This window comes from Rhizobium sp. K33 (assembly GCF_056501445.1).
On the sequence record NZ_CP096478.1, the window covers coordinates 275,119 to 287,169 of the forward strand.

Annotated in this window: 11 protein-coding genes; 6 read left to right on the plus strand and 5 right to left on the minus strand. The window is 60.9% G+C overall.

The features are described 5' to 3' along the window. Positions 1-50: 50 nt before the first annotated feature. From M1E12_RS01255 to M1E12_RS01275, 5 genes are all read left to right on the plus strand, one after another. Positions 51-1,073 (plus strand): ABC transporter substrate-binding protein, encoded by a 1,023-nt coding sequence (locus M1E12_RS01255; protein WP_479563451.1) that lies wholly within the window; start codon positions 51-53, stop codon positions 1,071-1,073. A gap of 103 nt (positions 1,074-1,176) precedes the next feature. Next, positions 1,177-2,202 carry an ABC transporter substrate-binding protein gene (locus tag M1E12_RS01260; protein ID WP_479563452.1) on the plus strand — a complete coding sequence of 342 codons (1,026 nt, stop codon included), beginning with the start codon at positions 1,177-1,179 and terminating at the stop codon, positions 2,200-2,202. Between the two features lie 81 nt (positions 2,203-2,283). Further along, positions 2,284-4,515 (plus strand): ABC transporter permease, encoded by a 2,232-nt coding sequence (locus tag M1E12_RS01265; RefSeq protein ID WP_479563453.1) that lies wholly within the window; start codon positions 2,284-2,286, stop codon positions 4,513-4,515. Continuing rightward, positions 4,512-5,570: an ABC transporter ATP-binding protein gene (locus tag M1E12_RS01270; protein WP_479563454.1), complete on the plus strand. Its 1,059-nt coding sequence runs from the start codon at positions 4,512-4,514 to the stop codon at positions 5,568-5,570. The genes M1E12_RS01265 and M1E12_RS01270 overlap by 4 nt, the downstream gene beginning before the upstream one ends. Before the next feature lie 32 nt (positions 5,571-5,602). After that, positions 5,603-6,409, plus strand: a complete 807-nt coding sequence (locus M1E12_RS01275) for an inositol monophosphatase family protein (RefSeq protein WP_479563455.1) — start codon at positions 5,603-5,605, stop codon at positions 6,407-6,409. Positions 6,410-6,587: 178 nt separating this feature from the next. On the opposite strand, the gene M1E12_RS01280 is transcribed toward M1E12_RS01275, so the two are convergent. Together M1E12_RS01280 and M1E12_RS01285 are read right to left on the minus strand one after the other, a co-directional pair. Beyond that, positions 6,588-7,385, minus strand: coding sequence for a PfkB family carbohydrate kinase (locus M1E12_RS01280; RefSeq protein WP_479563456.1), 798 nt, complete (start codon positions 7,383-7,385; stop codon positions 6,588-6,590). Positions 7,386-7,453: 68 nt separating this feature from the next. Then, complete coding sequence (locus M1E12_RS01285; protein WP_479563457.1) at positions 7,454-8,467, minus strand: SIS domain-containing protein; 1,014 nt, start codon at positions 8,465-8,467, stop codon at positions 7,454-7,456. A gap of 213 nt (positions 8,468-8,680) precedes the next feature. On the opposite strand from M1E12_RS01285, the gene M1E12_RS01290 reads away from it, so the two are divergent. Next, positions 8,681-9,412, plus strand: coding sequence for a GntR family transcriptional regulator (locus tag M1E12_RS01290; RefSeq protein WP_113461650.1), 732 nt, complete (start codon positions 8,681-8,683; stop codon positions 9,410-9,412). 15 nt (positions 9,413-9,427) lie between these two features. Here M1E12_RS01290 and M1E12_RS01295 read toward each other — a convergent pair whose 3' ends face one another. The 3 genes from M1E12_RS01295 to M1E12_RS01305 are packed head-to-tail and all read right to left on the minus strand — an operon-like array spanning position 9,428 to position 12,039. Then, positions 9,428-10,180 carry an amino acid ABC transporter ATP-binding protein gene (locus M1E12_RS01295; RefSeq protein WP_479563458.1) on the minus strand — a complete coding sequence of 251 codons (753 nt, stop codon included), beginning with the start codon at positions 10,178-10,180 and terminating at the stop codon, positions 9,428-9,430. A 16-nt stretch (positions 10,181-10,196) separates the two neighbouring features. After that, a complete protein-coding gene (locus tag M1E12_RS01300) occupies positions 10,197-11,078 on the minus strand; it encodes a DMT family transporter (protein WP_479563459.1) in 882 nt (293 codons plus the stop codon). Then, positions 11,068-12,039 (minus strand): amino acid ABC transporter permease, encoded by a 972-nt coding sequence (locus tag M1E12_RS01305; RefSeq protein WP_479563460.1) that lies wholly within the window; start codon positions 12,037-12,039, stop codon positions 11,068-11,070. The genes M1E12_RS01300 and M1E12_RS01305 overlap by 11 nt, the downstream gene beginning before the upstream one ends. Positions 12,040-12,051: the final 12 nt, after the last annotated feature.

Sequence of the window (12,051 nt, forward strand, 5' to 3'; positions counted from 1 at the left end):
TACGGACATGTTTCACTCATTGGAACGGGGAGGTTTCAAGGGAGGACGAGGTGAAGTTATTGACCGCCATCGGCGCCGGGGTACTTGTGACCTTCGCTGCGGCCACGGGTTCCCGGGCAGCCGACACGCTGAACATTCTCTGCGGTGTTGACGAGGTCTGGTGCGCCGTCATGGAAAAGACCTACGAGGCGAGGACCGGGCGTGCCATCAACATGCCGCGGATGAGCACTGGCGAAATACTCGATCGTGTGCGGGCTGAGAAAGATGCGTCGACGGTCGATGTCTGGTGGGGCGGGACTGGCGTCACGCATCTGCAGGCCGCCTATGAAGGGTTGCTCGAACCCTATCGTCCCCAACAGGAAGCAGACCTTCTGCCCTGGGCTCGGAACTTCTTCTCTTTGTCTGGCGGCACGTCCGTAGGCCTTTATGCCGGGGCACTCGGATTTGCCTACAACGGCGAGCTTTTGGCGGCTGCAGGATTGCCGGCGCCCAACTGCTGGAAGGATCTCGCCAAGCCGATCTATCGCGGCCATATCCTGTCAGGAAACCCGCATTCGTCAGGCACCGCCTTCACAACGCTAGTGACGCTCGTGCAGTTGCTCGGCGAAGACGAGGCTTTTGGCTATATGCGCGAACTCGGCCAGAACATCACCGAATACACAAAGGCCGGTGCCGAGCCGGTCAAGGCGGCGGGCAGGGGAGAGATAACGATCGGCATCTCCTTCATGCATGATGCCGTCACGCAAAAGGAGGCGGGCGCTCCACTTGTCATCGTCGCGCCTTGCGAGGGCACCGGCTACGAGATCGGTGCGGTCAGCATTGTCAAGGGCAGCCGCAATCTGGAAGAGGCGCGGCGCTTCGTCGATTTTGCGCTTAGCCCCGAAGGGCAGGCGACCGGCGCTGCCGCGGGCCAGAACCAGGTGCCATCCAATGCCCGGGCCGTGCTGCCGCCCGCCGCTCCCGATATCTCGATGATCAAGATGGTGGACTATGATTTTGCCACTTTCGGATCACCCGAACAGCGAAGTCGGCTCCTGAGCCGCTTCGATCGCGAGATCAACCCGATCAACTGATCTTTTCAATACCAGGACCGCCGCGGAAACGGTGCCTTTCGGCACCGCCGCCGAAGGCTTGTCAGTTTCTTCGACTTCAGACGCAAGCAACAGGAGGATACCCATGCGACTGACCATACTGTCCACTCTACTCTTTGCCGGCACGAGCTTGTCTGCCGGCTCGGCTCTGGCCGCGGGTGAGCTCAACCTCATCTGCGCTGCAGACGTCGTTATCTGCGAGCAGATGCAGGGCGATTTCGAAAAAGCTCATGACATCAAAGTCAACATGGTTCGCATGTCCTCGGGCGAGGCCTATGCCAAGATCCGCGCTGAAGCACGCAACCCGAAGACGGACCTGTGGTGGGCAGGTACCGGCGACCCCCACCTGCAGGCCGCCTCCGAGGGACTGACAGAGGAATACAAGTCGCCGATGCTCGATCAGCTACAGGATTGGGCGAAGAACCAAGCCGAAAGCTCCGGATTCAAGACCGTCGGAGTCTATGCCGGTGCGCTCGGCTGGGGCTACAACACCGAAATCTTCAAGCAGAAGGGCTACAAGGAGCCCTCCTGCTGGGCGGACCTCCTGGCGCCGGAACTGAAGGGCGAAATCCAGATCGCCAACCCGAACTCGTCGGGGACCGCCTACACGGCGCTCGCCTCGCTCGTGCAGATCATGGGCGAAGACAAGGCCTTCGAGTATCTCAAGTCCCTAAACGCCAACATCTCGCAATACACCAAGTCCGGGTCCGCACCGGTGAAGGCCGCCGCCCGCGGCGAGACTGGTCTCGGCATCGTCTTCATGCATGATGCCGTGGCTCAGACGGCCGAGGGTTTCCCCGTCAAGTCGATCGCTCCTTGTGAAGGCACCGGATACGAGATCGGCTCCATGTCGATCGTCAAGGGCGCTCGCAACATGGACAATGCCAAGACCTGGTACGACTGGTCGCTGAAGCCGGAAGTTCAGTCCCGCATGAAGGATGCCAAATCCTTCCAGCTTCCCTCGAACAAGACCGCGGAGATCCCGAAGGAAGCCCCGCGCTTCGAGGACATCAAGCTGATCGACTATGACTTCAAGACCTATGGTGATCCGGAAAAGCGCAAGGCACTGCTTGAGCGCTGGGATCGTGAGATTGGCGCCGTCGCAAACTGATCTTTGCGCCTTACGGTCGGCAGCTGCGAGGCTGCCGACCCTCCTTCTGCTCTCTTCCCGATATTTTGAATGAGGTCGACCATGAGACATGGTAACCGCAGACTGGACCTGTTGCTGGCCTTTGGAGCCGCGTCCTTCATTCTGCTCCCCTGGTACAGGCTGGAATCGGGCTTCTTCGGCCTGGGTTGGCTCGATGATTTTCCGTTCACGGAGAGCGCTGCGCCAGGCGTTCTGCAGTTGTTGGGTCACGGTCGTCTTTGGCTTCTCGGTGTCGCCCTCTTCTTAGGTTTCGGTCTCGCGGCACGATTTGCTGTCGATCCGATGCGCCGTGGGGCGTTGTTTGCGGCGGCCGGTGCGGCGGGTCTCGTCTATCTCTGCCTGCAGGGGCTGGCGGTCGGCTTCTCCGGCTGGACATGGGGGATCAGCGAAGCCCTTATCGGACCGCTTTCCGACGGGCAGCCCTCCATGGGGGCCGGTGCCGTCACCATGGCGATCGTCTTCGTCCTCATGTTCGCCTTCGGCTTGGTCGAACGCGGGGTGATGAAAGGCGACGCATTTGTGGTCGGGTCTATCTCTCTGCTTGTCTTTCTCGTCTTCGTCTTCGTTTTCTATCCGATTGGCAGCATGCTGGTGGCCGCAGTTCAGGATTTCGATGGCTCCTTCAAGCCCGATGGGTTCATAAAGAATCTTCAGGATCCGGGCATCTGGAGCCTAAGCTGTGTAATCGGTGAAGGACGCTGCGGCGTCGCCTGGCGCACCTTCACGCTCGCAATCATGACGGCGTCCGCCTCCACTCTGCTGGGGCTAGCCTTCGCGCTCGTCGCCACCCGCACCCGATTCCCATTCAAGAAGGGACTGCGGCTTCTGACCGTCCTGCCGATCATTACGCCGCCCTTCGTCATTGGCCTTGCGCTCGTCCTGCTCTTCGGTCGCGCCGGCGTGGTCACTGAGACCCTATCGGGCTTGTTTGGGATCGAGCCTGGGCGCTGGCTCTACGGCCTGACCGGCATCTGGATTGCCCAGGTCCTATCCTTCACCCCCATTTCCTTCCTCGTCCTGATCGGCGTCGTCGAGGGCGTCAGCCCATCGATGGAGGAGGCGTCGCAGACGCTGCGCGCGGACCGTTTGCGCACCTTCTGGCGGGTATCCCTACCTTTGATGAAGCCGGGCCTCGCCAACGCCTTCCTGATCGGCTTCATCGAAAGCATGGCAGATTTCGGCAATCCGCTGGTGCTCGGCGGCAGCAATGGCGTGCTCTCGACCGAGATCTTCTTCGCTGTGGTCGGCTCGCAGAATGATCCGTCGCGAGCAGCCGTCCTGGCGCTCGTCCTCCTCTTCTTCACGCTGTCGGCCTTCGTGGCCCAGCGGGTCTGGCTGTCGGGCAAGAACTTCGCGACCGTCACCGGCAAGGGCGACAGCGGCGCCCATATCGCGCTACCACGTGGCATCTCGATCGGCGTGCATGCTCTTGTCATCCCGTGGATGATCTTCACCGTCGTCGTCTACGGGATGATCCTCGTCGGCGGCTTTGTGACCACCTGGGGCCTCGACAACACGCTGACACTTGAGCATTACGCCCGCGCGTTTTCTGTCAGCATCCAGAACGGCTTGATCGCCTGGACGGGTGTTGCCTGGAATTCCTTCTGGACGACCATGGAGATCTCGCTGATCTCCGCGCCTCTGACGGCCGCTGTCGGTCTGCTCACCGCCTACATCATCGTGCGGCAGAAATTCGCTGGCCGGAACCTCTTCGAGTTCGCCCTGATGATGAGCTTCGCCATCCCCGGCACGGTCATCGGCGTCAGCTACATCATGGCCTTCAACCTGCCGCCGCTGGAAATGACCGGTTCGGCGTTGATCTTGATCGCCTGCTTCGTCTTCCGCAACATGCCGGTCGGCGTGCGTGGCGGGATCGCGGCGATGAGCCAGCTCGACAAGAGCCTGGATGAAGCTTCGCTGACGCTGCGGGCAGACAGCTTCCGCACGGTCCGCAAGATCATCCTGCCGCTTTTGCGCCCGGCGATCACCGCCGCGCTCGTCTACTCCTTCGTCCGCGCCATCACCTCGATCAGCGCTGTAATCTTCCTGGTCAGCGCCGAACACAACATGGCGACTTCCTACATCGTGGGCCTCGTTGAAAACGGCGAATACGGCGTGGCGATCGCCTATTCCTCGATGCTGATCGTCGTGATGATCACCGTCATCGGTGGTTTCCAGCTCCTCGTCGGCGAGCGCAAGCTGCGTCGCGAAAACCGTATTGCCGGTCTCGGCAACAACAGTCCCGTTCCTCTCGGTCAGGAGAAAACCGCATGATCACTGTCAAAGCCGGATCCGTCACCTTCCAGAACGTCCGCAAGACCTTCGGCGCCTTCACCGCCATCCATGATCTTTCACTCACCATCGAGCCCGGAACGCTGGTCACCCTGCTTGGTCCCTCCGGCTGCGGCAAGACGACGACTTTGCGCATGCTGGCGGGTCTGGAGCATCCGACCTCCGGCAAGATCCTGATTGGCGGCAACGATGTGACCATGCTGCCGGCAAACGCGCGTGACGTGTCGATGGTTTTCCAGTCCTATGCGCTCTTTCCGCACATGACCTCGCTCGAAAATGTCGCCTACGGACTGGAGTCTTTGGGCCTCGGCAAAAGGGAAACGCGCGAGAGGGCCGAGGAGGGCCTCAAGCTCGTTGGCCTCGCCGGCATGGGGCATCGCCTTCCTTCAGAACTCTCAGGCGGCCAGCAGCAGCGCGTTGCGGTGGCTCGTGCTTTGGTTCTCGAACCTCAGGTGCTGTTGCTCGACGAACCGCTCTCCAACCTGGATGCACGGCTTCGCCGCCGCGTCCGCACGGAAATTCGCGACCTCCAGCAGCGTCTCGGTTTCACCGCCGTATATGTGACGCACGATCAGGACGAGGCGCTTGCCGTCTCCGACCGGATTATCGTGATGAAGGATGGCGAAATCGCCCAGTCCGGTGCGCCGCGCGAACTTTATGAAGCCCCGGCCTCCCCCTTCATCGCTGACTTCATGGGGGAGGCGAACGTGCTGCCCTGCGAGGTGGTCCGGTCTGATGGTGGGGAAGTGCTCGTGCGTGTCAGCAATATCGAGCATCGCCTGCAGTCCAAAGCGGGCCAAGGCCCAGCCAAACTCGCAGTCCGACCCGGTGCCATCCGGATAGGTTCTGCTGACGCACAAGGATTGAAGGGTCGCGTGCTCCACTCGGCCTATCTCGGCGGTCATGTCGAATATGAAGTCGAGACGGACGTCGGCACGCTCTTCGTTATCGATCACGACGTCGACCATGCCCATGCCGCCGCAAGTGACGTCACACTTGCGTTCAAGAACCGTGGCATTGCCGTCATAAGCGGCTGATCCCTATCTCAGAAAGACCAAGGAAGAAGAGAATGACAGTGAATGATACGGCTCTCGCAGCGCGTTTTGCTCTGGCCAAGGCACTGGCGGCGGAAGCGGGCGCCATGGCGCTCGACTATTTCAATCGACGCGACACGCTGGTGATCGAGACGAAGCGCGACTTGCAGGATGTGGTCTCAATTGCCGACCGGAACGTCGAGACCTTCCTCAAGCAACGTGTGGCCGAAATCTACGCCAATGACGGTTTCCTGGGAGAGGAGTTCGGCCATGATGAGGGTAGCTCAGGGTTTACCTGGGTCGTAGATCCGATCGACGGCACGGCTCCTTTTGTCAATGGCATGCCGACCTGGTGTGTTTCCATCGCGATCGTGCGGGGTGGGGAGCCGGTGGTCGGGGTCATCCACGTGCCCTGCTCGGATGAGCTATTCGCCTCTGCACATGGCTTTGGTGCGACCCTGAACGACAAGCCCCTGCACCTTGATCCCAGCCGCAATCTGCAGAATGCAATGACGGGGATAGGCTGCAATAACTACGTCACCCCCGAACGCGTCGGTGCGATCATCGCCGGCCTCATGGCTCGAGGCGGCAATTTCATCCGCAACGGGTCGGGTGCGCTGATGCTGGCCTATGTCGCAGCGGGACGCTTGGTTGGGTATTACGAGCCGCATATGCGCGCGTGGGACTGCATGGCGGGCTTCTGCCTCGTCCGCGAAGCTGGTGGGACGACCCTTCATTTTCCGGGAAGTGGTGCCGAGTTCCTGAATGGCCATCCAGTGCTCGCCGCAAACCCGTCTTGCTACGATGAACTCCTGCAACTTCACATGAGCAACCTGACTTAGGTGAAGGTTCGCCTCGGGCGGGAGACGCTGGGCTCCCGCTTACTATGCGCGCAGGTCCAGCCTCTCTACGCTATTAAAGACATCTGATTGCGCCGAAAAAGGCCTGTTGATCTTTCTGCCTATCAGGAAATGATATCCGCTCTGCACTGCGCCTGGTGCTGGTCGTATCTCAGATCCGCTAGGCCTGAGGAAAGCCGCCGACATGCCCACAGGTCCTGGCGGCCAAGCTGCGACCACTTTCCAGGCAGGTCGCCCAGTCACGACCCGAAAGGTTGGCCGAAAGGAACCCTGCAATGAAGCTGTCGCCGGCACCTGTCGTGTCGATCACCTCGATCGGCTCGATGCCGCTCGTGGCCGATCGCTCGCCATCGCTCACGGACGCTCCTTTTGCACCGCGCGTGACGACGGCCAGTCGGGCACCATCGGAGACCAGCCGGTGCAGCATCGCATCGGCCGCCGCATCGTCCTCGCCCGCCGAGCCAAATGCGATCGCCAGGCCGGAAACGCCAAGGTTCTGAACGTCGCTATTGACTGAAATGTCCTGGGATACACTCACGCCTGAGCGACAGAGCTCCTGGCGCAGCGCTCCCTGGTCGTCCATCCAGCCGATATGGACGTGATCCATCTGCTTGAGCTTCTCCAGATCTTCCGGCGTGGGCCTGTATCCGGCGCAGACACCGAAGTCCTCGTGGGTAAAGACCCGCTCCCCGGAGGGGAGGATGTCAATCAGGGTGAAGGCCGTGTGGCCCGGTCGAAGCTGCACGTTGGCGACCTGCACGCCATGGACAGCCAGCTCCTTGATCGTGCGATGACCATCAGCGTCGTCACCGACAGCACCAAAATAGTGGGACTCGTGTCCGAGACGCGCAAGCTGAACGGCGACATTCACGGCATTACCGCCGATCAGCGACATGCCGGAAGGGCGGAACCGATCAATGCAGTTATCGCCGACTGCGGCAAACCTGAGCATGGTCATCCCCCTAGCAACCTTCTGTCGGGGCCGCGCAGCTCGAGCGCGCGACCTCCGAATCGTCAAGAACCGTATCAGTAGGCGACACGCTTGTAATAGCGGCGCGTCGTCAGCGGATGATTGCGCATCACCTCAAGATGCGCGCTGATCCGTTCAAGGACCGTGGCGAGCAGGATCGGTGAGATCAGCGCACGAACCTCCTGCGAAATCCCAGGAAGCTCGAATTCCGCCGTATCCAGCACCGTCATTTTCTCGGTATAGGCAGGAGCGAAATTCTCCACGCGCTCTGCAAGCGGGCGAAGGGCGTCTTCTCCCTTGAACAGGATGAGGCTGACATCCTTGTCGATCAGCTCCAGGGTTCCGTGGAAGAAATCGGAGGCATGAACCGGGCGTGTGCGGATCCACTGCATCTCTTCCAGAATGCACATCCCGTAATAGAATGCTTCCGGCCAGACGTTTCCGGCACCGGTGATGATGTGATAGTCGGCCGCGGCCAGCTTGCTCGCGAATTCTTGAGCTTTCGGCTCATAAGCGCGCTTCACGTCGAGGAGCAGGGTTGGGAGCCGCTCGAGCTCGGCTGCGATCTCGGCATAGTTGGAGATCTCCCCGCGGTGACGCATGATTGAAAGGGCGATGAACAGCGACTGCAGATAGAAGGATTCGCAGGAGGTGTCGTCTTCGGCAAAATTCACGAAGACATGATCGCCCCCCTTGCCGAGCGGCGTGTCGGCATGACCGACCAGCGTGATCACCGTGGCGCCAATCTCTTTCATCTGGGCGAGCAGTGCGACGCTTTCCTTGGTCGTGCCCGAAAGGGAGGGCATGACGATGATGGACTTGGACGTCAAGTTTGCAGACCCCGTCAAGATCAGCTCTGCCGGCATGTCTATGAAGGCGGGGAAACGGGAGCAGCGTTGCAGGAGCTGCGCTGCCGGCTGCATCAGAATGGCCGCGCCGCCTGTGCCGAGGAAGTAGATGTTTTCGGCTCCTGCCGTCAGACAATCCGAAACTACCCGATCGAGACGCGCGCGCAGAGCCACGGCACCTCCCTGGATCTTGAGGAAACGGGGTTCGTCGAAATTCAGCATGGGTCGCTTCTCCAGTACTTGACGGCGCTACAGGCTCGAGGGATCAAATGTTGTAAGACAACTGACATCTTTGCTGCTTTTCGTCAAGGGAGGCGTCAGGAGGAAAATTATGCCAATGTTGCGACGCGGTACCGGCTCTAACGGTCACGAGCGGCGCTTGACCTGCAAGACTTTGTCAGACAAGAACGAGTTCAGACAATGTGCGAGGTAACCGTGGACGAACCGATCCGTGACTCCAGAACCCTGGCAATCCAGCTTCGGGACCGGATTGCAGAGCTCATACGCGCGGAGGGGCTCAAGCCCGGCGACAAGCTCCCGACCGAGGCGCAATTGACGCAACGGTTCCACATTTCCCGGCCTGCGCTGCGCGAAGCTCTGAAACTCCTCGAGCAGGACGACATCATCTACGTCGAGCATGGCCGCGGACGGTTCATCTCCGCCATGTCGGCCGTGCAGGTGGACAGACCGATCACCGTCTTCGAAAGCGTCACCGACATGGCGCAGCATTACGGCTACAAGCCTGTCAACAAGGTGCTCTCGATCAGCGAGGAGGATCCGCCGGCGGTCGTGTCCGAGAAGCTGTGTCTCGAAGCCAAGGCGCGCGTCATCCGGATCGAACGATTGCGCCTGCACGACGAGGAACCGATCCTCTATTGCATCGACTATGTGCCACGCACCATCATACCTGCCAAGCTCTACGACATAGACTGGAGCGGCTCCTTGCTTAACCTGCTCGAGCAGCATCGCCATCGCCCGCGCATGTCGGCCGCTACCGTGTCGTCAGTCATGCTGCCGGACGACGTCGTCGAGCGCCACGATCTTCGCGACTTTGGCCCGGCCCTGCTGATCGCCGAGACCTGTTTCGATGCGGCGGGCAAGCCGGTGAACTATGCGCTGGACTATCATCGCGGTAGCCATTTCACCTTCAGCCTCGTGAGGAAGTGAAGGGCCGCCTCCAGCTCAATGCAGCAACTGGCTGAGGAATAGGCTGGCGCGGTCCGTCCGGGGTCTCGCGAAGAAATCAGCCGGCGGGGCCTCTTCGATAATCGAGCCTCGATCCATGAATATGACGCGGTCCGCCACCTCGCGCGCGAATCCCATTTCATGGGTAACGCAGACCATGGTCATGCCTTCGTTCGCGAGCGCCACCATCGTGTCGAGCACTTCCTTGACCATTTCGGGGTCGAGGGCCGAAGTCGGCTCGTCGAACAGCATGATGCGCGGGTTCATGCAGAGCGCCCGGGCGATGGCGACGCGCTGCTGCTGGCCGCCGGAGAGCTGGCCGGGATATTTGTCGGCCTGCTCGGGGATCCGCACGCGCTCGAGGAAGTGCATGGCGATCCGACGGGCCTCGCTCTTGGGCATTTTCTTCACCCAGACCGGTGCCAGGATACAGTTCTCCAGAATGGTCAGGTGCGGAAAGAGATTGAATTGCTGGAAGACCATGCCGACATCCCTCCGCACGAGGTCGGCCTTCTTCTCATCGCCGTCGAGCTCGATCCCGCCGACGATGATCCGCCCTTCCTGATGCGCTTCCAGCCGGTTGACGCAGCGGATCAGTGTCGACTTGCCCGAACCCGAGGGGCCGCAGATCACCACCCGTTCGCCCCTCATGATGTCGAGGTTGATACTATCGAGAGCGTGAAAGGTGCCGTACCACTTGTGCACGCTCTTAAGCGTGATTTCCGGCATCGCCTCGGGGGTTTGGGTCATGGATGTCTCCTCGACTTTATCTGAGAACCAGCCAGCCGGAGACCATGATGACGCCGGCTCCGGCCAGGGTGTGAACTTCGATGGGGGCGGCAAACATCAGGGCGCCGTAGACGCAGCCCCAGATGATCTGGCTGTACTGGAAAGGGGCAACGACCGAAGCTTCCGCAATTCGGAAGGCACGGATGAGCAGCCCATGTCCGGCGAGCAGCAGCATGCCGCCGGCCGCCATCAGAACGCCCTCGACGGGGCGAACTGGAGAAAGGCCTCCGTGCAGCAAGGCGGCCGCCAGCGCGAGCGGCATCAGGATGATGAACAGCGACGACAGAAGCGCCTCGTCATTCTCCTCGACCCTTGTCTTGCGCAGCAGGATCAGGGAGAGCGCAAACAACACGGCCGAACCAAGGGCTGCCAGGTGGCCGAGGTTCAGGGACGTGGCACCGGGCTGCAAGGCGATCGCCACGCCCGCAAATCCAAGGACAACTCCGGTCCATCCACTCGCGGACAGCCGCTCCCGCAGGACGAGCCAGGACATCAGAGCCACCAGGATCGGTGTTAGAAAGGCAAGAAGATAGGCTTCCGACAAGGGCAGGAGCGCGAAAGCGTAATGGATCAGCAGCGTGTCCCCTGCGAGCAGAACTGCGCGCAGCACCGCGATGCCGGGCTGGCGGGGAAGGAGCCGGGTCACACCCCCTGTCACCACGGCATGGCCACACAGCAGGATGAAGGCGCCGACCGTGACCAGAAGAGTGACCTGCGGTGCCGGCAGCCGCTCGGCGCTCAGTTTCACCAGAGCGTCGGTGCCGGAAAAGACGGCAAATGCCGCAAGGGTCAGAAGGACGCCGCGCCTGTTGTTCGACCCGGACGCGGCGCCAGGGACGGGAGCGATGTCAGCGGACATTGAACCGCCCGAAGCGCTCCTCGATCCGCGCCTGCAGAAACTCGAGGCTGATCGACAGGATCCAGTAGATCATCGAGGCCGTGATCAGCATTTCGATGTGGCGGAATTCCGTCTGCCCCTGTGTACGGGCGAGATACATGATCTCCCAGACGCCGACGACCGACACGAGGGATGAGTCCTTCAGCATCGCGATGAACTGGTTGCCGGTCGGCGGAATGATGACTCGCATTGCCTGGGGCAGTATGACGAGCCCCATGGTCTGGCTCGGCGACAGGCCAAGTGCGGTGGCACCCTCGGTCTGGCCTCGGGAAATGCTCTCGATGCCGGCACGGAAGATTTCCGTCATATAGGCACCGTAGCAGAGGGAGAGGGCCAGGATCCCGGCGGGGATGGCGCCGATGACGTAACCCACCTGAGGCAGGCCCAGGTAGATGATGTAGATCTGCATGAGCAGGGGCAGGCCGCGAAAGAGCGACGTGTAAAACGTCGCCAGGCCATAGATCACACCGTTGCGCGAGAGCTTGGCAATGGCACCAGCCAAGGCAATGGCGGTGGCAATCGCAATCGAGATCGCCGAAATGAACAGTGTCGTTGTCACGCCTTGCGTGATCAGGAAGCCAATCTTCTTGGCGATGAAAGCGAACGACAGGTCGAAGGAATGGAAGAAAATCATCAGCAGGGCGAACAATTCCATCCACACGGCAACGATCTGGTAGTTCCTCTTCAACAGGTGCAGGAGCTTCCAGTTGATGGCGATGATGATGGCGATCACCGCTGCAGAAAGCGCTCTTGCCGCCGACGCGTTGTCGGCGAGAAAGCCCTCGGAAGCCGGAATGAGCCTGCCGATCCAGGCAGAGCTGACGCCTAAGCCGTAGAGGGCTGCAGCGACCAGCGCGAGCACAAGCATCCCGCCGATCCGGCGCGCTGCTGCGGGATATGTAAGTATGAGACGACCGATCATTCTGCCATGTCC